Annotated in this window: 28 protein-coding genes; 15 read left to right on the top strand and 13 right to left on the bottom strand. The window is 69.7% G+C overall.

The genetic code is table 11. The features are described from left to right. Positions 1 to 267: 267 nt before the first annotated feature. On the top strand, positions 268 to 918 hold the full coding sequence (hisH, locus tag ACV7GQ_RS15880; RefSeq protein ID WP_470311180.1) for an imidazole glycerol phosphate synthase subunit HisH: 651 nt from the start codon (positions 268 to 270) through the stop codon (positions 916 to 918). 216 nt (positions 919 to 1,134) lie between these two features. Here the strand turns inward: hisH and ACV7GQ_RS15875 are convergent, their stop codons facing one another. Beyond that, a complete protein-coding gene (locus tag ACV7GQ_RS15875; RefSeq protein ID WP_470311179.1) occupies positions 1,135 to 1,482 on the bottom strand; it encodes a hypothetical protein in 348 nt (115 codons plus the stop codon). A gap of 95 nt (positions 1,483 to 1,577) precedes the next feature. Here ACV7GQ_RS15875 and ACV7GQ_RS15870 point away from each other — a divergent pair, with 95 nt between their 5' ends. Further along, the gene (locus ACV7GQ_RS15870) at positions 1,578 to 3,263 is read left to right on the top strand and encodes a histidine kinase N-terminal 7TM domain-containing protein (RefSeq protein WP_470311178.1); all 1,686 of its coding nucleotides are present in this window, start codon (positions 1,578 to 1,580) and stop codon (positions 3,261 to 3,263) included. 44 nt (positions 3,264 to 3,307) lie between these two features. Then, a complete protein-coding gene (locus ACV7GQ_RS15865; protein WP_470311177.1) occupies positions 3,308 to 4,411 on the top strand; it encodes a tRNA (guanine(26)-N(2))-dimethyltransferase in 1,104 nt (367 codons plus the stop codon). Between the two features lie 4 nt (positions 4,412 to 4,415). Here the strand turns inward: ACV7GQ_RS15865 and ACV7GQ_RS15860 are convergent, their stop codons facing one another. Continuing rightward, a complete protein-coding gene (locus ACV7GQ_RS15860) occupies positions 4,416 to 4,832 on the bottom strand; it encodes a hypothetical protein (RefSeq protein WP_470311176.1) in 417 nt (138 codons plus the stop codon). A gap of 89 nt (positions 4,833 to 4,921) precedes the next feature. On the opposite strand from ACV7GQ_RS15860, the gene ACV7GQ_RS15855 reads away from it, so the two are divergent. Genes ACV7GQ_RS15855 through ACV7GQ_RS15845 form a run of 3 tightly spaced genes read left to right on the top strand, consistent with a single transcriptional unit; the run spans position 4,922 to position 8,541 of the window. Then, complete coding sequence (locus ACV7GQ_RS15855) at positions 4,922 to 6,358, top strand: MATE family efflux transporter (protein WP_470311175.1); 1,437 nt, start codon at positions 4,922 to 4,924, stop codon at positions 6,356 to 6,358. A 51-nt stretch (positions 6,359 to 6,409) separates the two neighbouring features. Next, positions 6,410 to 7,654 carry a YihY/virulence factor BrkB family protein gene (locus ACV7GQ_RS15850; RefSeq protein ID WP_470311174.1) on the top strand — a complete coding sequence of 415 codons (1,245 nt, stop codon included), beginning with the start codon at positions 6,410 to 6,412 and terminating at the stop codon, positions 7,652 to 7,654. Beyond that, entirely contained in the window at positions 7,651 to 8,541 is an 891-nt protein-coding gene (locus tag ACV7GQ_RS15845; protein ID WP_470311173.1) for a phosphatase PAP2 family protein, read from the top strand. The genes ACV7GQ_RS15850 and ACV7GQ_RS15845 overlap by 4 nt, the downstream gene beginning before the upstream one ends. 12 nt (positions 8,542 to 8,553) lie before the next feature. Here ACV7GQ_RS15845 and glnA read toward each other — a convergent pair whose 3' ends face one another. Then, positions 8,554 to 9,909, bottom strand: a complete 1,356-nt coding sequence (gene glnA, locus ACV7GQ_RS15840; protein ID WP_470311172.1) for a type I glutamate--ammonia ligase — start codon at positions 9,907 to 9,909, stop codon at positions 8,554 to 8,556. Between the two features lie 126 nt (positions 9,910 to 10,035). Here glnA and lrp point away from each other — a divergent pair, with 126 nt between their 5' ends. From lrp to ACV7GQ_RS15820, 4 genes are all read left to right on the top strand, one after another. Beyond that, positions 10,036 to 10,494: an HTH-type transcriptional regulator Lrp gene (gene lrp / locus ACV7GQ_RS15835; protein WP_470311171.1), complete on the top strand. Its 459-nt coding sequence runs from the start codon at positions 10,036 to 10,038 to the stop codon at positions 10,492 to 10,494. Positions 10,495 to 10,572: 78 nt separating this feature from the next. Then, positions 10,573 to 11,169, top strand: coding sequence for a TetR/AcrR family transcriptional regulator (locus tag ACV7GQ_RS15830; RefSeq protein WP_470311170.1), 597 nt, complete (start codon positions 10,573 to 10,575; stop codon positions 11,167 to 11,169). After that, positions 11,166 to 12,650: an MATE family efflux transporter gene (locus ACV7GQ_RS15825; protein WP_470311169.1), complete on the top strand. Its 1,485-nt coding sequence runs from the start codon at positions 11,166 to 11,168 to the stop codon at positions 12,648 to 12,650. The genes ACV7GQ_RS15830 and ACV7GQ_RS15825 overlap by 4 nt, the downstream gene beginning before the upstream one ends. A gap of 65 nt (positions 12,651 to 12,715) precedes the next feature. Continuing rightward, the gene (locus tag ACV7GQ_RS15820; protein WP_470311168.1) at positions 12,716 to 14,119 is read left to right on the top strand and encodes a protein kinase domain-containing protein; all 1,404 of its coding nucleotides are present in this window, start codon (positions 12,716 to 12,718) and stop codon (positions 14,117 to 14,119) included. 5 nt (positions 14,120 to 14,124) lie between these two features. On the opposite strand, the gene ACV7GQ_RS15815 is transcribed toward ACV7GQ_RS15820, so the two are convergent. Then, positions 14,125 to 14,655, bottom strand: coding sequence for a Rieske (2Fe-2S) protein (locus ACV7GQ_RS15815; RefSeq protein WP_470311167.1), 531 nt, complete (start codon positions 14,653 to 14,655; stop codon positions 14,125 to 14,127). A 90-nt stretch (positions 14,656 to 14,745) separates the two neighbouring features. On the opposite strand from ACV7GQ_RS15815, the gene ACV7GQ_RS15810 reads away from it, so the two are divergent. Continuing rightward, positions 14,746 to 15,009: a hypothetical protein gene (locus tag ACV7GQ_RS15810; RefSeq protein WP_470311166.1), complete on the top strand. Its 264-nt coding sequence runs from the start codon at positions 14,746 to 14,748 to the stop codon at positions 15,007 to 15,009. A gap of 9 nt (positions 15,010 to 15,018) precedes the next feature. Here the strand turns inward: ACV7GQ_RS15810 and ACV7GQ_RS15805 are convergent, their stop codons facing one another. After that, the gene (locus tag ACV7GQ_RS15805; RefSeq protein WP_470311165.1) at positions 15,019 to 15,969 is read right to left on the bottom strand and encodes an AEC family transporter; all 951 of its coding nucleotides are present in this window, start codon (positions 15,967 to 15,969) and stop codon (positions 15,019 to 15,021) included. A 54-nt stretch (positions 15,970 to 16,023) separates the two neighbouring features. Beyond that, positions 16,024 to 16,176, bottom strand: coding sequence for a hypothetical protein (locus ACV7GQ_RS15800; RefSeq protein ID WP_470311164.1), 153 nt, complete (start codon positions 16,174 to 16,176; stop codon positions 16,024 to 16,026). Positions 16,177 to 16,506: 330 nt separating this feature from the next. Between ACV7GQ_RS15800 and ACV7GQ_RS15795 the strand changes: the two genes are divergently transcribed. After that, positions 16,507 to 17,685 (top strand): thiolase family protein, encoded by a 1,179-nt coding sequence (locus ACV7GQ_RS15795; RefSeq protein ID WP_470311163.1) that lies wholly within the window; start codon positions 16,507 to 16,509, stop codon positions 17,683 to 17,685. A 130-nt stretch (positions 17,686 to 17,815) separates the two neighbouring features. On the opposite strand, the gene thsA is transcribed toward ACV7GQ_RS15795, so the two are convergent. Beyond that, positions 17,816 to 19,498 (bottom strand): thermosome subunit alpha, encoded by a 1,683-nt coding sequence (gene thsA, locus ACV7GQ_RS15790; protein ID WP_470313174.1) that lies wholly within the window; start codon positions 19,496 to 19,498, stop codon positions 17,816 to 17,818. Positions 19,499 to 19,719: 221 nt separating this feature from the next. On the opposite strand from thsA, the gene ACV7GQ_RS15785 reads away from it, so the two are divergent. Further along, positions 19,720 to 19,881 (top strand): FmdB family zinc ribbon protein, encoded by a 162-nt coding sequence (locus tag ACV7GQ_RS15785; protein WP_470311162.1) that lies wholly within the window; start codon positions 19,720 to 19,722, stop codon positions 19,879 to 19,881. 30 nt (positions 19,882 to 19,911) lie between these two features. Here ACV7GQ_RS15785 and ACV7GQ_RS15780 read toward each other — a convergent pair whose 3' ends face one another. The 5 genes from ACV7GQ_RS15780 to eif1A form a co-directional block, all read right to left on the bottom strand. After that, positions 19,912 to 20,907, bottom strand: a complete 996-nt coding sequence (locus ACV7GQ_RS15780; protein ID WP_470313173.1) for an AAA family ATPase — start codon at positions 20,905 to 20,907, stop codon at positions 19,912 to 19,914. A gap of 149 nt (positions 20,908 to 21,056) precedes the next feature. Then, positions 21,057 to 21,422 (bottom strand): cupin domain-containing protein, encoded by a 366-nt coding sequence (locus ACV7GQ_RS15775; protein ID WP_470311161.1) that lies wholly within the window; start codon positions 21,420 to 21,422, stop codon positions 21,057 to 21,059. Between the two features lie 91 nt (positions 21,423 to 21,513). After that, positions 21,514 to 22,062, bottom strand: coding sequence for a KH domain-containing protein (locus ACV7GQ_RS15770; RefSeq protein ID WP_470311160.1), 549 nt, complete (start codon positions 22,060 to 22,062; stop codon positions 21,514 to 21,516). Between the two features lie 108 nt (positions 22,063 to 22,170). Beyond that, on the bottom strand, positions 22,171 to 23,109 hold the full coding sequence (rio1, locus tag ACV7GQ_RS15765) for a serine/threonine-protein kinase Rio1 (RefSeq protein ID WP_470311159.1): 939 nt from the start codon (positions 23,107 to 23,109) through the stop codon (positions 22,171 to 22,173). Positions 23,110 to 23,151: 42 nt separating this feature from the next. Next, positions 23,152 to 23,439, bottom strand: a complete 288-nt coding sequence (gene eif1A, locus ACV7GQ_RS15760; RefSeq protein WP_220617691.1) for a translation initiation factor eIF-1A — start codon at positions 23,437 to 23,439, stop codon at positions 23,152 to 23,154. 106 nt (positions 23,440 to 23,545) lie between these two features. On the opposite strand from eif1A, the gene ACV7GQ_RS15755 reads away from it, so the two are divergent. Continuing rightward, complete coding sequence (locus ACV7GQ_RS15755) at positions 23,546 to 23,959, top strand: SCP2 sterol-binding domain-containing protein (protein WP_470311158.1); 414 nt, start codon at positions 23,546 to 23,548, stop codon at positions 23,957 to 23,959. A gap of 38 nt (positions 23,960 to 23,997) precedes the next feature. Then, entirely contained in the window at positions 23,998 to 24,195 is a 198-nt protein-coding gene (locus ACV7GQ_RS15750) for a DUF7470 family protein (RefSeq protein ID WP_220617693.1), read from the top strand. Here the strand turns inward: ACV7GQ_RS15750 and ACV7GQ_RS15745 are convergent. Further along, on the bottom strand, positions 24,192 to 25,184 hold the full coding sequence (locus ACV7GQ_RS15745) for a sensor histidine kinase (protein WP_470311157.1): 993 nt from the start codon (positions 25,182 to 25,184) through the stop codon (positions 24,192 to 24,194). The genes ACV7GQ_RS15750 and ACV7GQ_RS15745 overlap by 4 nt on opposite strands. Between the last annotated feature and the right edge of the window lie 112 nt (positions 25,185 to 25,296).

The raw sequence follows: 25,296 nt of genomic DNA, 5'->3' as shown, positions 1-25,296 counted from the left end.
AAAACGTGGGCGAAAAAGGCCGAACTCGCGGCGTCGCCGCGAGTTCGGGGAAACCGCTCGCCGGCGGCGAGCGGTATGCCTCTCCGGCAGGCCTGCCCTCCCCCGGGTCGCTCGGGGGCGACAGTCGTCGCCCCCCCCCACTCGCTCCCGGCCACCGCAACCGCTCCCCCTTTCGACCGCTACCGCCGCCGCCGCGGCGCACCGCGCCCGCCGGCGAAACCTGTCCGAAGGGGAACGCACTTAGCCCGCCTCGGCCTACCCACGGGCATGAACGCCAGACAGACCACCGCCGAGGTGGTCGTCGTCGACTACGGACTGGGGAACCTCCGGAGCGTCACGCGCGGCCTCGAACGCGCCGGCGCGAGCGTCACGCTCTCGGAGGACCCGGCCGACTTCGACGCCGCCGACGGCATCGTCCTCCCCGGCGTCGGCGCCTTCTCCGAGGGCATGGACAACGCCGGCCCGTTCCGCGACGCGCTCGTCGAACAGGCCGAGGCGGGCAAACCCCTGTTCGGCATCTGTCTCGGGATGCAGATGCTCCTGACCACGAGCGAGGAGGCCGACCACGCCGGGCAGGGCGACGCCGAGGGACTGGACCTCGTCCCCGGGAAGAACGTCCGCTTCTCCCGGGACCAGACGGTACCCCACATGGGCTGGAACGAGCTCGACGTCCAGCGGGACCACCCCCTCGTCGAGGGCGTCGACGGCGAGTACGCCTACTTCGTCCACTCGTACTACGCCGTCCCCGACGACCAGGACGCCGTCGTCGCCACCACCGACTACGGCGTCGACTTCGCCTCCATCGTCGCCAACGAGGCCGGCAACGTCTTCGGGACCCAGTTCCACCCCGAGAAGTCCGGCGAGACGGGCCTGCGCATCCTGCGGAACTACGTCGACTACTGCGCCGACCGGCGGTAGCGGGTCGCATACGGTTGCGGTGGCCGGGAGCGTGCTCTGTCGCGCGACCCGGGGGAGGGCAGGCACACCGTCGAGAGCATACCGCGCCGGAGGCGCGGTTTCACCGAACTCGCGGCATCGCCGCGAGTTCGGCGGTTTTTCCCCACGTTTTTGCGAGGAGCCTTCCCACAGCGCGCTCTGCGAGCGCGCGAGGAAAGGCGACGAAGTAAAAAGTGGCTAGAGGAAGTCCCGGACGTCCGAGTACCACATGTCGTGGTCGTCGACGGCGTCGACGGCCTCGGCGACGCGGACGGCGATGGCGTGCCAGCACAGGTCGTCGGGGTCGTCGCTGTCGAGGTTGTACTCGGCGTCGGCGCAGTGACAGCCGCCGTCCTCGACGATGTACTCGTCCTCGTAGCCGACGACGACGGTGAAGTCGCGATACCCCTTCACGCGGCTCTCGCCGACGGCCTCGATGGCGCGTTGCCCCCGGTCGCCGTGGGCGTCGACGATAGCCGTCACTGCCTCCGGGGAGAGTCCCCCCTCGGATTCCAGCAGCGCCACCCACTCGTCGACGGCGGTCACACGCTGGCTAGGCGGAGGTGTGACAAAACAGCGTCGTCTCCCTCGGTCGGCGAGCGCCCCGGAAGCATAAACAGGGAGCGGGCCCACGACATGTCATGGTCGGCGCTGTCCCCTGGCTCGCGCTGGGGTCGTTCGCCTCGGGGGTGGGGTCGCTGTACCTGCTGGCGCAACTCCGCGACCACTGGGGCAAGCCCGGCGCGAAGTGGTTCGTCGCCACCATCGCGACCATCACGGTCTGGTGTGGGACCTACGGCGTCGCCGTCCTCGTCTCGACGCCGCTCGTCCGCCGGGGGCTGGAGGCGGTGACGTGGGTCTGTCTGGTGTGGATCGGGTTCTTCTTCCTCGCGTTCGCGCTGGGGTACACCGGTCGGACGACGATACTGGAGAGTCGGCTGTTCCGCGGGCTGGCGGCCGTCCCGGCCGTCGCGTCCCTGTTGGCGCTGACGAACCCGCTGCACACGCTGCTGTGGAACGGCGTCCGGCTGACGACGGTCGACGGGGCCTCGCTCGTCCAGTACACGTTCCAGCCGCTGGGGTACGTCGTCGTCTTCGTCGCCATGCTGTTCGTCATGTTCGGGACGGTGCTGGTGTTCGACACCGTCATCAGCTACGGCCCGCTGTACCGCCGGGAGGCCATCGCCGTCGGCCTGAGCCCGGTCCCGCCCGGCCTCGCGGTGCTGGTGTGGGCGCTGGGCATCGGTCCGACGGCGAACCTGACGACGCTGGCGTTCCTGCCACACATCGCGCTGGACTCGTACGCCTTCGTCCGCAGCGACATGTTCGAGTTCCACCCGGCGACCCGCCGGGCGGGCGAGCGGGCGGCCATCGACGACATCGCGACGCCGGTGGCCATCGTCGACGTCGACGGTCGCATCGTGAACCTCAACCCAGCCGCCGAGCGGATGCTGGCCGTCGAGAAGCGGTCGGTACTGACCGAGTCGCTGGACGAACTGCTCGTCGGCGACGCGTTCGCCGTCGGCCAGGCCTACGACCGGTTCGCCGTGGAGAACGGCGGCCGGCGGGACGTCTACAAGGTCCAGCAGACGGAGCTGCGCGACGAGAGCGACACCCATCTGGGGTACACCGTCGTCTTTCAGGACATCACCGACGAGATACAGCGCGAGCGCCGCCTGGAGGTGCTCAACCGCTTTCTGCGGCACAACGTCCGCAACGAGAGCGTCGTCATCCAGGCCCGCGCCGAGCTGCTGGCTGCCGAACTCGACGGCGACGAGGCCGACCACGCCGCGACCATCGAGCGGGCCGTCGACCGACTCGTCGAGTCCGGCGACAAGGCCCGCACGCTCTCGGAGGCCGGCGTCGACGCCGACGACGTCGAACCGGTCGACCTGCGCGAACGCGTCGCGGACGTCACGTCGGCGCTCGCCGAGGAGTACGGGGGGACCGTCGACGTCGCGGTGCCGGCCGACCTCACGGTCCGGACCCAGCCGGCCCTGCTGGGCGTCGTCGTCACCAACCTCGTCGAGAACGCGCTGCAGCACGTCCCCGGCGCCGACGTCTCGGTCTCGGCCCGCGCCGACGGCGACGACGTGGTACTCACCGTCGCCGACGACGGACCGGGCGTCCCCGACCACGAACTGTCGGTGCTGGCCCGCGGCCGCGAGACGGACCTGGACCACGGGAGCGGTATCGGCCTGTGGCTGGTCCACTGGGCGGTCCAGACGCTGGAGGGGGACCTCGAGTTCGACACGAGCGACGGGACGACGGTGACGGTCCGACTCCCACGCGACCGCGCCGTCGCTAGCGACCCGGCGGCGGCCTGACCCACCTTCGAACGACTTAACGGCGCCCGCACGGAGAGTCGGGTATGCGCGTCAGCGAGGGGCAGGTCACCGTCTCGGTCCCGGAACAACCGGACGCCGGCAAGGGAGCGGACGTGTTCTTCAACCCCGTGCAGGAACTGAACCGCGACCTCACCGTGGCGGCCCTGCGGGCCTACCGGGAGCGAGAGGACCGCGCCGAGCGCTATCTGGACGCCACCGCCGCCAGCGGCATCCGCGGGGTGCGGGCGGCCGCCGACGGGTGGGAGACGACGCTGTGTGACGTCGACGACGACGCCGTGGCGCTCTGCGAGGAGAACCTCGCGCGCAACGACCTCGCCGGCGAGGTCCGCCACGAGAACGCCAACGTCCTCATGCACTCGGAGGCGTTCGACGTGGTCGACGTCGACCCGTTCGGGACGCCCATCCCCTTCGCCGACGCCGCCGTGCAGGGGACGAAACACCTGCTCTGTGTCACCGCCACCGACACCGCGCCGCTGTGTGGCGCCCACTTCGAGAGCGGCGTCCGCAGTTACGGTGCCGTCCCGCGCAACACCGAGTTCCACGCCGAGATGGGGATGCGCGTCCTGCTGTCGGCGATGGTCCGCACGGCGGCCCGCTACGACATCGCCGCTCGGCCGATTCTGAGCCACGCCACGAAGCACTACGCCCGGACGTACCTCGACTTCGAGCACGGCGCGCGGGTCGCCAACGACTGCATCGACGAACTGGGCTACGTCCACCACTGCCAGCACTGCCTGTGGCGCGACCACGACTACGGCCTCATCGCCGACGCGCCCGACGCCTGTCCGGTCTGTGACGAACACCTCCAGACCGCCGGCCCCATCTGGCTGGGCCGGACCTGCGACCCCGACTTCGCCGCGTCGGTCAGCGACCACCTCACCGAGGACATGGGCACGGCCGAGAACGCCGCGGAGCTGCTGGCGACGCTCGGGGCCGAACTCGACACGCCGACCCACTACGACCAGCACCGCCTCTGCAAGCGGTGGGGCCGCGGCGCCGAGGCGATGGACACGTTCATCGAGAAACTGCGCGACGCCGGCTACGAGGCATCGCGCTCGCACTACGGCGGGACGACGTTCAAGACGGACGCCGACGTGACCGAGATCCGCGACGCGACGGCGGAGTAGTCGGCTACCGCCCGTTGACCTGCCTGTTCCCGCCGCCGAGCGAACGCACCAGCCCGTACAGCAGCAGGTACACCGGCCGCAGGAAGTAGTTCAACATCCCGGCCAGCCCGAGCAACCCCCCCAGCGCCTGCACTTCCTCGGGCGTGGCGCCGAGTTCGAGGACGAGCGGGGCGGCGGCGAGCACCGGCGCCAGCCACAGCGCGTCCAGCAGGCTGTCGACGTCGACGCCGGCGACGAACCCCACCTCGCCCTCGTCGGGACGGGTGAGGTACAGGCCACCGGCCAGCGCGAGCAACACGCCGACCAGCGGCAGTGAGGCCGGGACGCCGGCCACCCCCAGCGCGAGCAACAGGCCGGCCGCGACGAGCAACAGCACCGTCACCTGCATCGTCGCCGACCGGATGGCCATCTCCGTCTCCATGTCTCGGTGCTCGCTCGCGCCGGCTATAAGTCCTGTGCGTCCCGGTCGGTTGGTAACCCATTTGAGGGGCCACCGACAAGGGGGTGTGCGTGTCGTCCCGCTACAATCCCGTCCGTGCCCTCCTGCTGTTCGTCGGCGGCCTCCTCGCTCGCGCCGGCCTCGTCGACCGTGACCGAATCGCACGGGCGACCGACCTCTCGTGGCCCCGCATCGTCACGGGACTGGCCCGGATGTCGAAGTCGACGGCCGACGTGGCGATGGTGGGGCTGGCCATCGGGCCGACCGCCATCGCGGGCGTCGGGTTCGCCTCGCCGTTCTGGGGGCTGGCGTTCGCCCTCGGCGGCGGCGTCGCCGGCGCGACCATCGGGATGGTCTCCCAGCGGTTCGGCGCCGACGCCCACGAGGAACTGGGGCTGACGGTGACGACCAGCGCCGCCGTCGTCCTCGCCATCACGCTCCCGGTGGCGGCGGTCTACTGGCGCTATCCGGGGGTCCTGGTCGACCTCGTCGGCTCCGGCGCGGTCCCCGTCGGCTACGGCGAGCGCTACCTGCAGGTCGTCTCCCTCGGGGTGCCGTTCGCCGCCCTGAACCTCGTCGGCAGTCGCACCCTCGTCGGGGCCGACGACGCCTACGCGCCCATGCTCGTCCGCGGCGGCGGCGCCGTCGTCAACGTCGTGTTGAACGCCGTCCTCATCTTCGGCCTCGGGCTGGGGGTCGTCGGGGCCGCCGTCGGCACCGTCGTCGCGAACGTCCTCGTCACCGCCGCGTTCGCCGTCGGCCTCGTCCGCGGCGGCCTGCCCGGGGTCGACTTCCCGGTCCGGATATCCCTCTCGCGGCCGTTCCTCGACGCGTCGCTGGCCCGCGACCTCGCCGAGATGGGGACGCCGCTGGTCGGGACGAACCTCGCCCGCACGGGCGCGCAGTTCCCGCGCCTGTTCATCGTCGGCCTGTTCGGACCGAGCGTGGTCTCGGCGTACGTCGTCGCCCTCCGGGTCCGCGCCCTCCTGGACACGCCCAACTGGGGCCTGAGTCTGGCCTCCAGCAGCCTCGTCGGACAGGCGCTGGGCGAGGACGACGAGCGGGAGGCCACAGAGTGGGCGCGGACCGTCCTCCGTCTCGGTATCGGCGTCTACGTCCTCGTCGCCGTCGCGCTCACCCCCTTCGCCCGACAGATCGGCCGCCTGTTCGTCGACGAACCCGCGGCACTGGGGCTGGTGACGGTGTTCGTCGCCGTCGCCTGTGCCAGCGTCGTCTTCCGCGGCGTCGACGGCGGCGCGACCGGGCCGCTCCGGGCCAGCGGCGACACCCGGTGGCCGCTGTACTCCCAACTGGCCGGGATGTACCTGTTCGCGCTCCCGGTCGCCTACGTGGGCGTGCTCGTCCCGGCCATCGGGGTCCTCGCGCTGTACGCCTCGCTCCTCGTGGAGACGGCCGTCCCTGCCGCCATCACCTACTACCGGTTCGACTCCGGGACGTGGCGGGTGGTGAGTCGCTCCTACCGGCCCGACGCCGCGCTGGACGATTAGGGGCCGCTACGGGGCGCGGAGATATTTGTACCGGCCGCCCGAGACACCGACGTGGACCGCAACCGCGTCGTCGCCGTCGTTCGCGAACTCGTCCGCGTCGTCCGCGAGGACCAGATATCGTTTCTCGCGGCCAGCATCGCCTACTACCTGTTCGTCTCCGTCTTCCCGCTGCTGTTGCTGGCGCTGGTCGTCGGGTCGATACTCGGCGGCGAGGCCTTCGCGAACAGCGTCGTCGGCGCGGTCGGGTCGGCGCTGTCGCCCGCCGCCGCCGACCTCCTCGAGGACGCCCTGACGAGTGCGGCCGGCCGAAGCGGCGCGACGATACTCGGCCTCGCCGTGACCCTCTGGGGCGCGCTGAAGGTGTTCCGCGGCATCGACATGGCCTTCTCGAGTATCTACGGCACCACCGACGCGGACTCGTTCCTCGACACCGTCGTCGACGCGGTGTCGGCGCTGGCCGGTATCGGACTGGCGCTCGCGGGCCTGTTCGCCCTCGGGTCGCTCGGTGCGTTCTTCGGCGTCGAGGACGCCCTCGGCGGCCTGGCGCTGGTCCCCGTCCTCACCGTCGCCTTCCTCCCGCTGTACTACCTCTTCCCGGACGCCGACCTCTCGCTCCGGGAGGCCCTCCCCGGGGCGCTGCTGGCCGCCGTCGCGTGGACGGTGTTCGGGACGGCGTTCAGCGTCTACGCCTCGCAGGCCGGGAACTTCCAGCTGTACGGCGTCATCGGCGGGGCGCTCCTGCTCGTGACGTGGTTCTACTTCGCCGGCCAGATACTGCTCGTCGGGGCGGCGTTCAACAAGGTCCTGCTGGGCGATATGGACCGGCAACTACAACAGGAACCGCTCCGACGGTCCAGCAAAGCGATGAGTGAGGACGCCGACAGGCCGTCGGGTGAGACGCCACCGCCGGACGCGACCGGCGCCGGCGACGACCTGACCGACGAGGAACTCGAACAGTTGCGCGAGGAGTTCGAGTCGTTCCGCGACGACGTCGAGGACCGGACGCTCCACCGCGACGAGGTCAAGGACGACCTGAAACGGTACGTCCGCCGGCGGATGCGACGGGGCCACGCCCGCGGGTGGGGCCCCTACGTCGTCCTGCTCTACGGGACGCTCATGACCCTCGGCGCGTTCTACTACCTGCAGGACCAGGCCATGTGGGCCGTGGCGGCGATGCTCGTCGTCTGGCTCTCGACGCTCGGCCTGTACGTCCTCATGTTGCTGGTCGGCGTCACGTTCCGCGTGACCGGGCTGCCGGGCGTCGCCATCGACAAGGTCCGCGACTGGCGCAAATGAGCCGCGCCGTCGGCCTCACGGACCTCCTCTCGGCGCTCCCGGGCGTGGTCGTCGTCGCCTTCGCGCTGGTCACGCAACTCGGCGACTTCTGGTTCGTCGCCTCGGCCTGTCTGCTCGCCTACTGGGTCGGCACGCAGACGCCGCGCCTCGGGCGAGGGTTGACCCGGGACCGAGCGGCGCGCCTCCTCGGCCTGCTCTCCTGTGCGGTCGCGCTCGCCGTCGGCCTGAAGCTGGTGTTCGTCCTCCCCCGACCGCCGGGCGCGGGAACGGCGGCCCACGCGGACCTCCTCCCCGCGGCCCTCCGCGGGGTCTACGAGTCGATGGCCACCGGCGACGGCTACGGCTTCCCGAGCGGGCACGCGACGACGGGCGTGCTGGTGTGGGGCGGGTTCGCCGCGACGCTCCGGGTCGGCACCGACCGCGCCCGCTACGCCGTGGCCGGCGCCGTCGCGGCGCTGATAGCCCTCTCGCGTCTCGTCCTCGGCGTCCACTACCTGGCCGACGTGGTGGCCGGCGCCGCCATCGCCCTGACGGTCCTCTGGGTGGCGGTGACCCGCCTGCGTCGCCCCGAGCGGGTGTTCGCGCTCGCCGTGGCGGCCGCGCTTGTCGGCGTCGCGGCCGGCGGACTGACCCGCGACGTGGCGGCCGGCCTCGGACTCGCGGCGGGCGGGGCGCTCGCGTGGCCGCTCCTCCCGACCGTCCCGGAGCCGACCCGGCGGGGTGCGGCGGTGACGGTCGGACTGGGGGCGCTCTCGATAGCGGTCCTCGCGGTCGGCATCGGCGCCGCCGAGTCGATGCCGCCGGTGGTCGCACTGCTCGCGGGCACGGGGATGGCGCTGACGCTGGCGCTGCCGCTGGTCGGCGAGCGCGTCGCGGAAAAAATCTGAGGTCGGATACCGTTAGAACTTCTCGAGGTACCGGTCGAGCTCCCACTGGGAGACGTCGACGAGGTACTCCTTGTGTTCCTGTCGCTTGGCCTCGACGAAGTTCTCGAAGACGTGTTCGCCCAGCGCGTCCTGCACGACTTCGTCCGCTTCGAGGGCGTCGACGGCCTCGCCGAGGTTCTCCGGCAGCGTGGTGATGCCGTACTCCTCGCGCTTCTGCTCGTCGAACTCGTAGATGTTCTCGCGGACCGGCTCGTCGCACTCGAGGTCGTTCTCGATGCCGTCGAGACCGGCGTGGATGAGCGCGGCAAAGGCGAGGTACGGGTTACACGACGGGTCGGGGAAGCGGGCCTCGATGCGCGAGGCGGCCGGCGTGCGGGCGGCCGGCTTGCGGATGAGCGCCGAGCGGTTGCGGTCGGACCACGCGACGTAGACGGGTGCCTCGTAGCCGGGGACGAGCCGCTTGTAGGAGTTCACGGTCGGGTTCGTGACCGCCGCGAGCGCGGGCGCGTGCTCGAGGATACCGGCGACGAAGCTCTTGGCCGTGTCGCTGAGGTTGAACTCGTCGTCCTCGTCGTGGAACGCGTTCTCGCCGTCCTCGGTGAACAGCGAGATGTGGGTGTGCATCCCGGAGCCGTTGATGCGCGGGATGGGCTTGGGCATGAACGTCGCGTGCAGGTCGTGTTCGGCCGCGATGGCGCGGACGACCGACCGGAAGGTGGCGACGTTGTCGGCCGTGGTCAGGGCGTCGTCGTACGTGAAGTTGATCTCGTGCTGGCCCTGTGCGACCTCGTGGTGGGACGCTTCGATGTTGAAGCCCATGTCCTCGAGGCCGTAGATGATGTCACGACGGACGTCGGAGGCGAGGTCCTTCGGCGCGAGGTCGAAGTAGCCACCGGCGTCGTTGGTCTTCGTCGTCGCGCGGCCGTCCTCGTCCTCCTCGAAGAGGAAGAACTCCGGTTCGGGGGCGGCGTTGACTTCGAAGCCGAGGTCGCTGGCGCGCTGGATGGCGTCCTTCAGGACACCGCGCGGGTCACCCGAGAACGGCTCGCCGGTCGACGTGTTGATGACGTCACAGATGAGTCGAGCGCTGGAGCCGCCCTCGACGTTCTCGCGCCACGGCAGGACCGAGAACGTCGACGGGTCGGGGTCCAGACGCATGTCGGACTCCTGGATGCGGACGAAGCCGTCGATGGACGACCCGTCGAAGTAGATGCCCTCCGTGAAGGCCTTCTCGGCCTGGTCGGCCGTGATGGAGACGTTCTTGACGGTACCGAGGATGTCTGTGAACTGAAGTCGCAGGAAGTCGACGTTCTCTTCTTCGATTTCGTCGAGTACCTCCTGTGCCTCAGCCGAGAGTTCGCTTGTCATCTTTGGACACCGGGTAGGAACATTGCTACCACTAAAATACTGCCGTTTTACGCAAGGATTCCGAGGCTGCCGCTCGCAGTTGGACATTCGTAAAATTCTAATCCCCGGAGGCCGTGTGTGGGTGTAATGACGTACGAAAATCTCGACCGCAAGTTGGTGAATGCGCTTCTGGGGGACGGACGGGCGAGTCTCCGAAGCCTCGGTGAGGACCTCGACGTCTCGGTGACGACCGTCTCGAACCACCTCTCCGCGCTCGAGGAGGACGGCATCATCAACGGCTACACACCGAAGGTAGACTACGACGCGCTGGGGTACGACGTCACGGCCATCATCCAGCTCAAGGTAGAGGGGTCCTCGCTGCCCGACGTCACCGAGAACCTCAAGGAGCACAAGCAGATGATCTCGGTGTACGAGGTCACCGGCGACTACGACATCATCGCCGTCGGGAAGTTCACCGACACCGACGGGATGAACGCCCAGATCAAGGAGCTGCTCACGGACCCCGAGATCAACGAGTCCAACACCTCGGTCGTGCTCAACACCGCGACCGAACACGAGCAGTTCGAACTGGACCTCCACGAGTAACCCTTTCTGCCGTTCGTCCGACCGGGGAACCGGCGATATCGATGGGTTCTTGACTGACTGGTCAGTTAGTTACCGGTAATGAGCGACGGCGACACCTCCGAAGAGATCATGGCCGCGACGTACCGCGCGCTGTGTGCCCACGGGTACGCCGACCTGACGATGCAGGACATCGCCGACGAGTCCGAGAAGAGCAAGGCGGCGCTGCACTACCACTACGACAGCAAGCACGACCTGCTGTGTGCGTTCCTCGACTACCTCTACGACGGGTTCGTCGACCGAACCGCCGACGTCGAGGGCGAGGACCCCCACGAGACGCTGCTCGCGCTCGTCGACGCGGTGCTGGACAAGCCCGACGACGACAGCGAGGAGTTCGGGACGGCCATCCTCGAGATACGCGCGCAGGCGCCCTACGAACCCCGCTTTCGCGAACGGCTGACGCGGTTCGACGAGTACCTCGCGGACGAACTCACCGACATCCTCGAGGCCGGCGTCGCGGACGGCACCTTCGACCCGGAGATGGACCCCGACGACACCGCGCGCTTCGTCGTGACGGTGCTGACCGGCGCCGCCACCGAGCGGGTCACGGCCGGACAGTCGGTCGAGTGTACGCGGCGGATGCTCGGCGAGTACGTCGAGACCCACGTGCTGGCGACCGACCGGGAGGTCGAGGCGTGACGGTCCGCGGCCGGCTGACCGCCCTCGGAGAGCGACTGGGTGGGCTGTTCAAGGGGCAGGAGGACCTGAACCTCACCAGCGGCCCCATCGGCAAGCCCCTGCTGTACCTCTCCTTTCCCATCGTCATCACGAACCTCCTGCAGGTGGCGTACAACCTCGCGGACACCTTCTGGTTGGGACAGTACTCCACGACGGCGCTGGCGGCCATCTCCTTCGCGTTCCCGATGATATTCCTGCTCATCTCGCTGGGGATGGGGCTCTCGGTGGCGGGGAGCGTCCTCGTCGCCCAGCACACCGGCGCGGACGAACCCGAGGCGGCCGAGTACGCCGCCTCGCAGACGCTCACGTTCGCCGTCGGCGCCTCGGTCGTCCTCGGCGCCATCGGCTTCTTCTTCGTCGAGGACTTCCTCTCGCTGCTCGGAGCCTCCCAGTCGGTCCTGCCGGGCGCGACCGGCTACCTCCAGGTCGTCTCGCTGGGCCTCTCGACGATGTTCGGCTTCTTCGTGTTCATCTCGCTGATGCGGGGGGCCGGCGACACTATCACGCCGATGCTCGTGATGTTCGGCACCGTCGTCCTCAACATCGTGCTGGACCCGTTCCTCATCTTCGGCGTCTGGCTGTTCCCGGAACTGGGCGTCGTCGGGGCGGCCGTCGCCACCGTCTTCTCCCGTGGACTCGCGTTCGCCGTCGGCGTCGGCATCATGCTCCGCGGGAACCGGGGCATCCGCGTCAACCCGCGCGACATGGTGCCGGACCTCGCCTACCTCCGGAAACTGCTGGAGCTGGGCGTCCCGGCCTCCGTCGAGGGGACCGGCCGGGCGCTGTCGGTCAACGCCATGCTGTTCATCGTCGGGACGTTCTCGGTGACGGTGGTCGCCGCCTTCGGCGTCGGCATCCGCGTGTTCTCGCTGGTGTTCATGCCCGCCATCGCGATGGACCGCGGCGTCGAGACGATGACCGGCCAGAACCTCGGCGCGGACCGGCCCGACCGCGCCGCGAAGGCCAACCACTTCGCCGCGAAGTTCTCGTTCGTCGTCCTCACGGCCCTCGGGGCGGTCACCATCTTCGCCGCGCCCGCGGTCGTCAGCGTGTTCAGCGACGACCCCGACGTGGTCCGCATCGGCGCGGAGTTCCTCCAGTGGGTCGCGCCCACCTTCGGCTTCATCGGCATCGTCCGCTCGTACTCAGGCGGGTTCCGCGGGTCGGGCAAGACGCTCACCGCGGCGGCGCTCGCGGTGACGATGCTCGGGGTCATCCGCCTGCCCGTCGCGTGGGTCGCCTCCCGACCGGTGGCGGTGCCGGCGTGGCTCGGCCCGACGGTGGTCGACCTTTTCGCGTTCTCGCTCGCCGAGCGGGGCATCTGGCTGGCCTTCGGCGTCTCGAACGTGCTGGCGGCCGGCATCGCCGTCACGTGGTTCCTCCGCGGGACGTGGCGGGAGGCCGACCCGCGGACCGAGGGGACCGCCGTCGCCGACGACTGACGTCTCCGGCCGTGTGACGGCCGTCTGACGTACGTTGATGGGGGTGTACCGACAACCGCCTACCAATGCGTACCGGCGCGCAGTCGGCCGAGGGTGAACGGGACGGGGCCGGGGACGGCGAGCGACTGCTCGCAGTGTTCGGCCGCCCCCTGTTCGCGGCGCTCGACGGGGACGCCCCGCGCGAGGCCGCCCGCGCGCTCTGTCTGCTCGCGGACGCCGACGAGTCGCTCTCCCGTCCGCTGGCGACGCGGCTCGTCGACCGTCTCGCGGACGCCGACGACCACCGGCCGTTGCTCCGCACGCTGGCGACGCTCGCCGCGGACCACGGCGACGCGGTCGAGAGGGCGCTGGCCGACGCCGGCGCCACCCGCCGCCTCCGGACCGCCGTCGAGACGACCGAGGGCTGGTCGTTCGCCGAGCGGGCCGACGGCGGCAGCGTCACCGACGCGGTTCGGCAGGTCGTCGAGACCGACGACACGCGGGACCCCGGTCCGGGCGTCGCACAGCGCGGGGGGACCGACGACGGCCCGGCCGCCGACCCGGACCGCGCGGCCGAACGGGAACGCCGCGGGGACCCCGCGGCCGTCGACCGACGCGACCGACTGGCCCGGGCCGAGCAGTCCCGGGCGTTCCGGGCCATCAAGCTGTTCGGCGAGTTCGACGACCTCACCGTCGTCGAACCCGAGCAGGCGGTCCGGTACGGGTCGGTCCTGCGGACGCGTGCGACCCTCGACGGCGAGGAGCGCGGTGTCGCCCTGCGGCTGTTCGACCTGCCCGACGAGGCCGAGGCCCGGACGGCGTTCGCGGCCAGCGTCGCCGAGTCGCTGGCCCGCTGGGACGGCGTCGCCGACCACGACGGGCTGGTGACCGTCCACGACTGGGGCGACCACCCGCGGCCGTGGGTGGCGACGCCGTACCTCGACGGGTCGCTGGCCGACCGTGGCCGCCCCAGCCCCGAGCGCGCGCTCCGCGAGGTGGCTCACCTCGCCGGCGCTCTCGCGACCTGCCACCGCAACGGCCTCGTCCACGGCGGTATCGACCCCGAGGCGGTCGTCTACCCCACGTCGTCGCTCGAGGGGCTGCCGGCGCCGCGGCTGGACAACGTCGGCCTGATGGACGCCGTGCGCGCCCACTTCGAGCCGTCGTCGTACCTCGACCCCCGCTACGCCGCCCCGGAGTACTTCTCGCGGGAGTACGGCAGCATCGACGCAGCGACGGACGTCTACGCCCTGGGGACCGTGTGTCACCGCCTGCTGACCGGCCGGCCCCCGTTCTCGGGCGATTACGGCGAGATACGCCGCGGCGTCCTCGAGGAGCGACCGCCGGCTCCGACCGACGTGGACCCGCGGCTCCCGGACGCCGTCGACGAGATCGTCGCGAAGGCCACCGCCAAGGACAAGCTCACGCGCTACGAGACGGCCGCGGCGGTGCGCCGGGACTGCTGGCGACTCGTGCAGTCGCTGGGTTGACTCCCCTACCGCTCGGCTCGCTCGAACCGCTCGTCGGCGAGGTACACCGCCCCGTCCCGCACCGTCACCGAGACGCTGTCGAGGGCGTCGCCGGCGCACGGCCCCGCGGTACAGACGCCCTCGTCGCGCTCGAACCGCGCCCCGTGTTTGTGACACACCAGCTGGTCGCCCGAGACGATAGCGCCCGTGCCCGTGTCCAGCGGCACTTCGGGGCGGTGTGGACAGGAGTTGCGCCACGCGACGACGGCGTCACCCGAGCGGTGGAGGATGCAGTCGACGCGCCGCCGCCCGCCGACGGCCCGGAACCGAATCGTACTGTCGCCGGGCACCGTCTCCAGGTCGGCGATGCGCCGTGACTCGTCGTCTGCTTCGTCGTCCGCTTCGTCCTCGTGGCCCGGCGACTCGTCGGTGTCCGACGCCCCCAACTCGAAGCGCACGGTCGCGTCGCCGGCCGCGACCTCGCCGCTCCCGCCGCGGACCTCGACGACCTCTGCGTCGTCGTCGTGCTCGACGGTCACCCGCACGTCGTCGGTCATGTCCGGTCCGTCGGAGCGTGCCGGGGATAACCGTGTCGGGACGGCGTTCGCTCCACAACCGAGTTAGGGCAGCCGACCCAACCCGTCCGTATGGACTCCGAGAACGTCACCGTCGACGTCGACGTCGAGGTGGAGATAGACACCGAGGAACTGGAAGCCGAAGTCGAGGACGCCACCGAGTTCGAGGCGACGCTCGACGCCGACGGCGTGGAGATAGAACTGGAAGCCGAAGTGGAGTTCGAGCACGACGAGGAAGCGGACGACGAGGTGGACGAGGACGAAGCGGAGGAAGCGGACGACGAGGCGGACGAGGACGAAGCGGACGACGAAGGCGAGGAAGACGAAGGGGCGTGACTCGGCCGCTCACAGCACGAGGCCCGACTGCAACGCCGCGACCAGCACCGTCACGGTCAGGACGCTCGCCACCGTCGTCACCAGCACCGTCGCGCTGGTGAACTCGCCGGGCGCGACGCCGTCCGCGTCGCGGCTGAACGCGCCGACGAGGATGAGCGACGTGACGCTGGTCGGTGTCGCCAGCAGGAGGACGACGACGCGGGCGACGGTCGGGTTCGCGAAGCCGACCAGCAGGACGACGGCCGTGCCGACGACGGGGGCGAGCAGGAGCCGCAGTCCGCTCGCCGCCCCGACCGGACGGAGCGTGTCGGTCCCGTCGACGTTCGACAGCTGGATGCCGAGGATGAGCAACATCACGGGGATGGAAGCGTTCCCGAGCAGTTCCAGCGTCGCCATCAGCGTCGACGACGCGGGCGGGACGGCGCCCAGCCAGCGGACCGCCAGCGCGACGACGACGGCGTACACCAGCGGCACGCCGAACACCCGGCGCATGTCCGACAGCGGGTTGCTCTCGCCGCCCCGTGCGGCCACGTAGATGCCGAGCGTGTACAGCAAGACGCCCTGAAGCGCCGTCACCAGTACCGCGACGCTTCGCCCCGTCGCGCCGAACGCGAAGTCCGCGAGCGGGATGCCGTAGTTCCCCGTGTTCGGGAAGACGGTGACGAGGACGAACGCCCCCAACAGCGGTTCGGTGTGGCCCGAGAGGCGGCCGACGAGTTCGGCGACGGCCAGCATCGCCGCGGTGAACCCGAGAACGGCGGCGACTACCTGCACGATGGTCCCACCGGACAGCTCGGAGGTGGTCAGGCTGTGGACCACGAGCGCCGGCGCGAGGACGTACACCGTGACCGTGGTGAGCGCGTCGGCCTCGACGCCCTCGTAGCGGCCCAGCAGGAAGCCCACGGCCGCGACACCGACCACCGGGAGGATAGCGGACGCGAAGATACCCAGCAGTGACACGGCTGCACTCTCGTAGCGACGCCAAGAACCCTTTCGACTTCGGTCCGCCGACGGTCAGCAGAGCTCGTACCGAGCTATCTCACGCGACCCACACCGGCGACAGGCGTCGAGCCGCCGGTCCATCGTCACCCCGCAGATACGACACTCGTAGAGGATACAGGACTGTGCGCCGTGCAGCACTCGTTTGACCCACTTCACCACGGACATCGTGTCTCGCTCCGTCCCTCGTCGACTGTTGACCCGACCATAGCAGAGCCAACCAGCCCGGACAAAAAACTGTATGTACCGGTCGCTCACTGTTGGTAGCCAGCTGTCGGGATTTCACTTCTAGATACTTTCTATCTACATACGTATTAACTACTTTCGCACCTCGTTTATCTTCGAGTACGTACGATGTAGCTGCTGACAACGCGTCGATGCGTTCGGTCTGGTGGCCATCTCGACACCCGAGCCCACCGCGTGGCGCTACGTCGGGCGACCGTCACGCCGCCGCTCGCCGGCCGAACAGTGATGTTCCTCGCCTGACTCGCTGGTGGCATGCAGGAAGCCTACGTCGTCGACGCTGTCAGGACGCCCTTCGGCGCGCGCGAGGGGTCGTTCCGCGACACGCACCCACAGGACCTCGCCGCCGAACCGCTCGCGGCGCTCGAAGCCCGCAACGGTTTCGACGGTTCCGACGTCGAGGACGTCGTCTACGGCTGTGTCGTCCCCGTCGGCGAACAGGGGCTGAACGTCGGCCGCATCGCGCCGATGGTCGCCGGGTGGGGTGACGGCGTCCCCGGCGTCCAGCTCAACCGGATGTGTGGCTCCGGCCAGCAGGCGGTGACCTTCGCCGCCGGGCAGGTTCGCGGCCGGATGGCGGACCTGCTGGTCGCCGGCGGCGTCGAACACATGACCCGGGTCCCGATGGGCAGCGACACGCCGGGGGAGGGCCACAGCTACGCCGACCCGGGCGGCGTGACGGACACCTACTTCGAGCACTTCGACGAACTGACCACCCAGGGCGAGGGCGCCGAGCGGATGGCCGAGCAGTGGGGGCTCTCGCGCCGCGAACTCGACGAACTCGCCGTCGACTCACAGCGCCGGTGGGGCGCGGCCGTCGCCGAGGACCGGTACGCCGAGCAGGTCGTCCCCGTCGAGACGACGCTCGACGGCGAGTCGGTCGTCGTCGCCGAGGACGAACACCCCCGCCCCGAGACGGACGTCGAGACGCTCGCCGGCCTGCCGCTGGCCTTCCGCGAGGCGGGCGAGGGCGTCGTCCACCCCGGGAACGCGTCGGGCATCGTCGACGGTGCCGCCGCGACGCTGGTCGCCTCGGGCGCGGCCTGCGAGTCGTACGGCTGGGACCCGCTCGCCCGCGTCGTCGACAGCGTCGTCGTCGGCGTCGACCCGACGACGATGCTCACCGGCCCGATTCCCGCCACGGAGCAGCTACTCGCTCGCAACGACCTCGCCGTCGACGACGTGGACCGCTTCGAGGTGAACGAGGCCTTCGCCCCCGTCGTGGCCGCGTGGCTCGAGGAGACGGGCGCCGACTGGGCGAAGACGAACGTCTGGGGCGGCGCTATCGCTCACGGCCATCCGCTCGGGGCGACCGGCGCGGCGCTGCTGGGGAAGCTGCCGTACCAACTCGACGCCTGCGACGGCCGCTACGGGCTGTGTACGATGTGCATCGGGTTCGGGCAGGGTATCGCGACGCTCGTCGAGCGGGTCTGACGGCATGAGCCGTGGCAGGTCGCCGCCGGAGACCGACGGCTAGCGGTGCGGAAACAGAGAGAAAGGGTCGGTTCGCGAGCGGTGCGGCGAGTCAGGCGGAGTGGGTGGTGTGAGTGGCCTCAGGCCGACTTCACATCATGCCGCCCATGCCGCCGCCCATGCCGCCCATGCCGCCGCCCATGCCGCCGGGCGCGCCGCCGGGGCCGCCGGGCCCGCCTTCCTCGTCGTCGTCGTCGCCCTGGCCACCCTTCAGGTCGCCAGCGGCGATGACGTCGTCGATGCGCAGGATCATCACGGCCGCCTCGGTGGCGGACTCGATGGCCTGGGTCTTGACGCGGAGGGGCTCGACGACGCCGTCCTCCTCCATGTCGACGACCTCGCCGGAATAGGCGTCGAGGCCGCTCGTGACGTCGCCGGCGTCGTGCTTGCTGCGGAGGTCGACCAGCGAGTCGATGGGGTCGTGACCCGCGTTCTCCGCGAGCGTGCGCGGGATGACGTCGATGGCGTCGGCGAAGGCCTCGACGGCGAGCTGTTCGCGCCCACCGACGGAGTCGGCGTAGTCACGCAGGCCCAGCGCGAGCTGGGTCTCGGGGGCACCGCCGCCGGGCAGGACCTTGCCGTCCTCCAGCGTGGCGGCGACGACGCCGAGCGAGTCCTCGATGGCGCGCTCGACCTCGTCGACGACGTGTTCGGTGCCGCCGCGGAGGATCATCGTGACGGCCTTGGCGTCCTCGACGTCCTCGACGAAGATGCGCTCGTCGCCGGCGATGTCCTTCTGGGCGACGGAGCCGGCGAAGCCGAGGTCGTCCTCGGTGATGTCGTCGATGTTCGAGACGATGCGGGCGCCCGTCGAGCGCGAGAGGGCCTCGATGTCGGACTTCTTCGCGCGGCGGACCGCGAGGATGCCCTCCTGGGCGAGGTAGTGCTGGGCCATGTCGTCGATGCCCTTCTGGCAGAAGACGACGTCGGCGCCGGACTCGGCGAGCTTGTCGACCATCTCCTTGAGCTGTTTCTCCTCCTGGTCGAGGAACTGCTGGAGCTGGTCGGGGTCGGTGACGTTGACCTCGGTGTCCAGTTCCGTCTCGGGGACCTCGATGGCCGTATCGAGGAGCGCGACGTCGGCGTCCTCGACGGCGAACGGCATGTTGTCGTGGACGCGCTCCTTGTCGACGATGACGCCCTCGACGAGTTCGGACTCGTCGGTGGAGCCGCCGACGACCGTCTCGATCTGGATGTTGTCGGTGTCGACCGTGCCGTCGTCGTCGGCGACGGACTGGACCGCGCGGACGACGAGTTCGGCCAGCACGTCCTTCGAGGACTCGGCGCCCTTGCCGGTCATGGCCGTGCCGGCGACCTTCTCGAGGGTCTCGGTGTCGTCGGCGTCGACCTCGATGGCGTTCTCCTCGAGGATCTCCTTCGCCTTCTCGGCGGCCTGGCGGTACCCCTGGGCCAGGATGGTGGCGTGGATGTCCTGGTCGAGGAGTTCCTCGGCCTTCGACAGCAGTTCACCGGCGATGACGACGGCCGTCGTCGTGCCGTCCCCGACCTCGTCCTCCTGGGTCTGGGCGACCTCGACGATCATGTTGGCCGCCGGGTGCTCGATGTCCATCTCGTCGAGGATGGTGACGCCGTCGTTCGTGACGACGACCGACCCGGAGTTGTCGACGAGCATCTTGTCCATGCCCTTCGGGCCGAGTGTTGTCCGTACGGCCTCCGCCACGGCCGTCCCGGCCGTGATGTTCATGGACTGTGCGTCCTTCCCGGAGGTTCGCTGGGACTCCTCGGAGAGTACGATCATGGGCTGGTTGCCCATCTGCTGTTGAGCCATAGTCAGACGATGATTGAATGTGATTCTATATAAAGCTTGTTGTGGCGGACGATGTATCGCCGTACTGTCTCCCGTTCTCGGCGGTGTGGCACTGTCTACCGTGGTGTGTTTAAGTAGCCTCTCCGGACCGTTTCAGGGGGGTAAGCGTGAACTATCCATAGGATTTGTTAGGTGTTCGCACGAACTAGCGGCCGGAGGGACGGGACATGGGCGTCCTCGACAGCATCACCGACCTGTTCGCATCGGAGTCGGTCGACAAGTACCGCTGTGACGACTGCGACGCGGTGTTCGAAGTCGACGGCGGGACCCGGGACCCGCGCTGTGAGTCCTGCGGGTCGGCGGCGGTGACGTTCATCAACCGCGTCTGAGCGGGCCGGCGACGAGGCCGTCGGCGCTTCTCAGTACCCCATCCCGAACCGACGGTGGCGCAGTTCCGGCGTGACCTGTATCCGGTCGACGTCCTGCCCGGTGCGGTACCAGACGAACGCCGCGCGCGTGAACAGCTCGCGGCACTCGATGCGCACCTCGCGCGGGACCCCCTCTGTCCGCTCGTGGACGTCCTCGATGGCCGCCCGGGTGAACAGGTCCGGCGGTTGGCCGTCGTAGGTCTCGCCGCGGAAGTACGCCAGCGACCGGGCGACGTACTCGGCCACGTCGTCGGGCGAGAACGGTTCGATGCCCTCGTAGTAGCGCAGTCGGGAGTCCAGCGTCCCGCGTATCTCGGCGACCCGGCGCTTGCCCTCCGGCGTGCCGGTCAGGAACAGGCGGACGCCGGCGTCGCCGGCGACCTGCAGCGGCGAGAGCAGGTCGGCCTCCAGCACCTCTATCTCGTCGACGACAAGCAGGAGCGTCTTCCCGTGTTCGCGCACCCGCTGGACGACCTCCCGAACCGCCGCCTTCGCCTCCGCGGTCGCCCACGGGATGCCGTTGCGGACCTGCGAGTAGCGCCCGAAGTCGACGGAGAACCCCGCGGCGTAGGCCGCCTCCAGCACCGTCTGGTACAGCGCCCGCGCCGTCGTCTCCCGTGGGTTGTCCAGGTGCGTGACGACGAAGTCGTCGTGTTGCGAGAGGTCCCGGAGGACTATCTCCCGGAACGCCGACTTCCCGGTGCCGTAGGGGCTCACGAGGCCGATGTGCTGGTCCTGCAGCAGCCACGAGGTGACCTGGTTCAGCATCGCCGTGTCGTGGCGGACGTACAGCGGTTCGGGCATGTGGTCCAGCCCCGCCTCCTCGGTGAACGGGAGGTCCGTCACGTCCTCGGGGTCGCCGCCCAGCGCCTCGCCGAAGGCCAGCAGGCGTTGCTCGACCTCCCGTAACTGGTCCAGCAGGACGCCCTCCGACACCGACTCCGAGCGCTCGTCCTCCTCGGCTCGAAGCCGCTCCAGCCGGTCCATCACGTCGCCGACGCGCTGGCCGCTCTCGCTGCCGGCGTCGGTCCCGCCGGCGGCGTCGCTGTCGTCTGACACGGTCGTTCTTCACTGTGGTTGACGGGCCGCGGCGTTATATGTTACGCCGCTCGCGCCGTGAAACCGGGGGCTGCCAGTCAGTCGAGCCGCCGTCGCTCCGTCTGTGTCTGCTCGGCCTCGACGTCGCCCGTGTTCCGCGTCCCGGCGGGTTCGAACAGCAGTATCTCGGCCGTCGGCTCGGCGACCGGTCGGTGCTCGACGCCCCGCGGGACGACGAGCAGCTCGCCCGCCGACAGCACCACGTCGGCCTCCTCGCGGAACTCGATGCGCAACTGGCCCGACTGCACCAGAAACAGTTCGTCGGCGTCGGCGTGGCGGTGCCAGACGAACTCGCCTTCGGCCTTCGCGAGTTTGACCGCCTGGTCGTTCGGTTCGCCGGCGACGCGGGGCGCCCACGTCTCCTCGAACGAGTCGAACGCCTCGGCGAGCGTGACCTTCTCCATACGGTCTGGTGGGTCCCCACCCACTAAACAGCCACCGCTGTACGCGACTCGAATCGGAGAGAAACCCTCGCGGCGCGGTCCGTCCGGGCGCTCACCCGGTGAACTGGTGGTACTCCAGTCCCTTGTGCTTCATCTCGTTGTGCTTGCGCTCGAGGAAGGAGTACACGGAGCCGTGGGGCGCGCCGTCCAGCAGCATCTCGGCGGCCTCGCGGACCGCGTCGACCTGTTCGGGCCCGCCGATGATAGAGAGCGTCGACCCGTAGATGACGACGGCGGCGCCGGTCAGCTCCTGCATGAGCTCCCGCGTCCGGCCGCCCTCGCCGATGAGACGCCCCTTCTGACGGCGGAGGTCGTTCTTGTTCCGGGCGGCGGCCTCGATGTCTATCATCTCGAACATCATCATGTCGTCGTCCAGCAGCGCCAGCGCGTCCTCGGGGGCGAACCCGCGGCCGATGGCCTTCACGATGTCCGGCCCTTTCAGCGCCGTCACGGGGTCGCCGACGGACTCGACCTTGACGGTGCCATCCTCGGAGTCGATGTCCAGACGGACCTCCGCCCGCTCCTCGATCTCGCGCATGGTCTCACCACCTTCGCCGATCAGCACGCCGATTCGGTCCTGCGGAATCTTCACGTGTTTCATAATATGCTTCCGAGTACGGGGTTCTGCCTGTTTAAGACTTCGGCGTCTAGTTTCGGCGGCGTCTCCGGGCGGCCGGCCGACTGCAAACCCACCAGCGAACCGCCCGCGTCACTCCTCCCGTCGGTCCTCGGGTGTCCCCTGTGGCACGGCGTCGTCGTCGCTCCCCGGCGCGGTGTCCTCGTCGTCTTCCGGCGTCGCGTACTCCTTGACGTAGGCGAGCAGCTCGTCGGGCGTGGCGTCGACGCCCTGCCGGGCGAAGAAGTTCGCGACGTTCCGGCAGTCCCGTTCGAGGAACTCGTCGGCGTTGGGGTGGTGGATGGTCACCGCCTGTCCGAGGTCGATGATGTACAGCTGCCCCTCGTGGAAGACGACGTTGTACTCCGAGAGGTCCCCGTGGACCAGTCCGGCGTCGTAGAGGCGGCGGACGTACTCCTTGACGACTTCGTAGGCCGTCTCCGGGTTCTCGATGTGGACCTCGCTGAGGCGTTTGGCCCGCCCTTCCTCGGTGCCCAGGTACTCCATCACGAGGACGTTCCGCTCGACGGCGATGGGTTCGGGCGTGCGGACGCCCGCACGGCGGGCGCGCTCGAGGTTCGAGGACTCCTTGCGGACCCACGCGGTGACGACCTTCTTCTTGTCCGAGCCGATGCCCTCGAACCGGGGGTCCCCGTCCAGATACCCCCGCATGTCCTTGAAGTCCGAGGCGTTGATGCGGTACACCTTCACGGCCACCTCCTCGTCGCCCGAGAGCGCGGTGTAGACGTTGGCCTCCTTCCCCGTCGAGATGGGGCCGCCGAAGGCGTCGATGTGGCCGTCCTGGACGAGTTTGTACAGCGCGCCGTAGGTGGCGTCGTCGAAGACGCTGGCCTCGACCTTGAACTGGTCGGCGTCCTTGATGCGCTTCCGGAACTCGCTGAACTCGCGGTCCCGCTTGCGGGCGATGCGGTCGGCCTCGGTGTCGGAGACGTCTATCTCCTCCCACTCGTCGCCGACGCCCTCGGCCTCGTCGGTGTCGAGCAGGCCGAACTCCGCCTCGCTGTCGCTCACTGCTGGCCCTCCGTCGGCGCTGGCACGCGGTGCATCAGGGCGCTACTCCTGGATGTGTCCCTCCTCGCGGAGCTGGTCGGCGTCCTGCTTCTCGTAGCGCCACGTGATGTCGGCCTTCTCGTCCTGCCAGTCCCACGGCGAGACGAGGACCACGTCGTCCTCGCGAATCCAGATTCGTTTCTGCATCTTGCCCGGAATCCGGGCTGTGCGTTCGACCCCGTCCATACAGCGTACCTTGACGCGATTCGCACCGAGCATGTTCGTGACGACGGCGAACACCTCGTCGTCGTCCGGCATCCGCAGGTCTTTTCGGCCCTCGTTGTCGCTCATAGCAGAGTGTTCGGCCCCGGGAGGGTTAAGTTTTGTACGATTGCCAGTCGCCCAGCGACACGCCCGAGTGGTAAGGCACAAGGTCCGGCCACGGTAACCGGCGTCCATGACTCTCAGGTTGCCCGCCGATGCCGAGGACTGGGCGCGGGCGTGGCGCGACCGCATCAACGACCGCGAGGCGTTCGCCGAGGCGGCCGCCGACTTCGACGCGACGTTCTGCTTCGAGATCCAGGCCGACGAGGCCTACGACGGCGACCCGATACGGTTCCTGGTCACCATCGGCGACGGCGCCTGCACCGACGCCCACGTCGTCGACGGCGACGCCGACTACGACTTCGCCCTGCGGGGCCCCTACGAGGCGTGGAGCGCGATGCTGCGGGGCGAGCTGGACGTCTCCGAGTCCGTGATGAACGGCACCTTCGACGTCACCGGCAACACGATGACGCTCCTGCGTCGGCAGGACGCCGTCGCCGAGATGGTCGGCGCCGCCCAGAGTGTCGACACCGAGTTCGAGTACTGACCGACGGGCTTTTGTCCGCCGGACGGGCGAACTGGGGTATGCTCGACAAACTCGGTCTCTCCGGCGTCGCCGGGGTCGTCGTCCTGTTCGGCGGTATCGGCCTCGTCGCGTGGCAGAACCTGATTCTCGCGGCCGGTCTGGCCCTCGTCGTCGGCGGCCTCGGCCTCATCGTCTACGGCCTCGTCACGAGCCTGCTGGCCTCCTTCGGCATGGGGATGGGCGGCGGGATGCCCTAGGCGGCCCGCACGTCGAACTCGAAGCGCGCCCCGCCGGCCTCGCTCTCGCCCGCCTCGACCGTCCAGCCGTGGGCTTCCGCGATGGCGCGGACGATGTACAGCCCGAACCCCGTCCCCTCGGACGCGCCGCTCACGCCGGGGACGAACACCGACTCGCGATCTGCGGGGTCGATGCCGGGGCCGTCGTCCTCGACGGCGAACCCGTCGTCGGTCGCCGCCAGCGTGACCGTCACGTCCGGGCCGGCGTGCTCGACCGCGTTCCGGAACAGGTTCTCGAACAACCGCCGTATCCGGGCCGCGTCGGCCTCGACCGACAGCGACGCCGGCAGGGCGAGGACGGCGTCGCCCGTCTCGACGGTCGCCCACGCGTCGGCCGCGACGGCGGGCAGGTCGACGGGTTCGACGTCGGCCGCGAGCGTCCCCTCCTTCGACGCCGTCCGGACGTCGTCGACGATGCGTTCCATCCGCTCGTGGGCCGCACCGACGGCGCTCAGCGCCGCCGTGTCGCACTCCTGCCGGGCCAGCGCGAGGTGCCCGTCCGCGACGGCCAGCGGGTTCCGCAGGTCGTGGGCGAGGATGTCGGCGAACTCCTCCAACCGCTCGTTCTGTTTCGCGAGGTGCCAGGTCTGCTCGTACCGGTCGGTCACGTCCCGGCCGATGCCGGCAAACCCCAGCACCGACCCGTCGTCGTCGGCGACGAGTCGCCCGGTCAACTCGAAGCGGACGCGCCCCTCCGTGGTCTGTCCCCACGCCTCGACCACCGTCTCGCCGGTCGCGAACAGCTCGTCGATGGCGGCCTCGACGGCCGGCCGGTCCCCCGCCTCGAAGAAGTCCGGCGGCGACATGCCGTCGAGGTCGTCGTCGCTCAGCCCGAAGAGCTCGTTCAACCGCCTGTTCCAGTGGCTCAGTCGGCCGCGCTCGTCGTAGACGTAGAAGACGTCGTCGAGCGTGTCCAACGCGCGTTCGAGAATCCGCCCATCCCCCGCCATACGACTAGTAGCCGACAGGCGGTCTTAACGCTTCGCTCTAAATCGCTCTCTGAGGCGTCAACGGGCCAGTATTCGGAGGTTGACGGCTCCGTCCGGCCGTCGCGGAGCGGCC

The sequence above is a fragment of the Haloarcula sp. MBLA0163 genome (genome assembly GCF_055632435.1).
Note: the sequence above shows the minus strand (reverse complement) of the source record. Positions and strands in the feature narration are given on the sequence as shown.

Bases quoted from the DNA above. Each gene is read 5' to 3' on its own strand.
- ACV7GQ_RS15845 (WP_470311173.1), top strand. From the start codon at position 7,651: ATGAGCCGCGCCGTCGGCCTCACGGACCTCCTCTCGGCGCTCCCGGGC.
- ACV7GQ_RS15745 (WP_470311157.1), bottom strand. From the start codon at position 25,184: ATGGCGGGGGATGGGCGGATTCTCGAACGCGCGTTGGACACGCTCGAC.
- ACV7GQ_RS15750 (WP_220617693.1), top strand. From the start codon at position 23,998: ATGCTCGACAAACTCGGTCTCTCCGGCGTCGCCGGGGTCGTCGTCCTG.
- ACV7GQ_RS15795 (WP_470311163.1), top strand. From the start codon at position 16,507: ATGCAGGAAGCCTACGTCGTCGACGCTGTCAGGACGCCCTTCGGCGCG.
- ACV7GQ_RS15800 (WP_470311164.1), bottom strand. From the start codon at position 16,176: ATGTCCGTGGTGAAGTGGGTCAAACGAGTGCTGCACGGCGCACAGTCC.
- ACV7GQ_RS15865 (WP_470311177.1), top strand. From the start codon at position 3,308: ATGCGCGTCAGCGAGGGGCAGGTCACCGTCTCGGTCCCGGAACAACCG.
- thsA (WP_470313174.1), bottom strand. From the start codon at position 19,498: ATGGGCAACCAGCCCATGATCGTACTCTCCGAGGAGTCCCAGCGAACC.
- eif1A (WP_220617691.1), bottom strand. From the start codon at position 23,439: ATGAGCGACAACGAGGGCCGAAAAGACCTGCGGATGCCGGACGACGAC.
- ACV7GQ_RS15780 (WP_470313173.1), bottom strand. From the start codon at position 20,907: ATGGACCGGCTGGAGCGGCTTCGAGCCGAGGAGGACGAGCGCTCGGAG.
- ACV7GQ_RS15810 (WP_470311166.1), top strand. From the start codon at position 14,746: ATGGACTCCGAGAACGTCACCGTCGACGTCGACGTCGAGGTGGAGATA.
- ACV7GQ_RS15870 (WP_470311178.1), top strand. From the start codon at position 1,578: ATGGTCGGCGCTGTCCCCTGGCTCGCGCTGGGGTCGTTCGCCTCGGGG.
- ACV7GQ_RS15815 (WP_470311167.1), bottom strand. From the start codon at position 14,655: ATGACCGACGACGTGCGGGTGACCGTCGAGCACGACGACGACGCAGAG.
- ACV7GQ_RS15860 (WP_470311176.1), bottom strand. From the start codon at position 4,832: ATGGAGACGGAGATGGCCATCCGGTCGGCGACGATGCAGGTGACGGTG.
- ACV7GQ_RS15770 (WP_470311160.1), bottom strand. From the start codon at position 22,062: ATGAAACACGTGAAGATTCCGCAGGACCGAATCGGCGTGCTGATCGGC.
- ACV7GQ_RS15755 (WP_470311158.1), top strand. From the start codon at position 23,546: ATGACTCTCAGGTTGCCCGCCGATGCCGAGGACTGGGCGCGGGCGTGG.
- ACV7GQ_RS15775 (WP_470311161.1), bottom strand. From the start codon at position 21,422: ATGGAGAAGGTCACGCTCGCCGAGGCGTTCGACTCGTTCGAGGAGACG.
- ACV7GQ_RS15820 (WP_470311168.1), top strand. From the start codon at position 12,716: ATGCGTACCGGCGCGCAGTCGGCCGAGGGTGAACGGGACGGGGCCGGG.
- lrp (WP_470311171.1), top strand. From the start codon at position 10,036: ATGACGTACGAAAATCTCGACCGCAAGTTGGTGAATGCGCTTCTGGGG.
- glnA (WP_470311172.1), bottom strand. From the start codon at position 9,909: ATGACAAGCGAACTCTCGGCTGAGGCACAGGAGGTACTCGACGAAATC.
- ACV7GQ_RS15785 (WP_470311162.1), top strand. From the start codon at position 19,720: ATGGGCGTCCTCGACAGCATCACCGACCTGTTCGCATCGGAGTCGGTC.
- hisH (WP_470311180.1), top strand. From the start codon at position 268: ATGAACGCCAGACAGACCACCGCCGAGGTGGTCGTCGTCGACTACGGA.
- ACV7GQ_RS15830 (WP_470311170.1), top strand. From the start codon at position 10,573: ATGAGCGACGGCGACACCTCCGAAGAGATCATGGCCGCGACGTACCGC.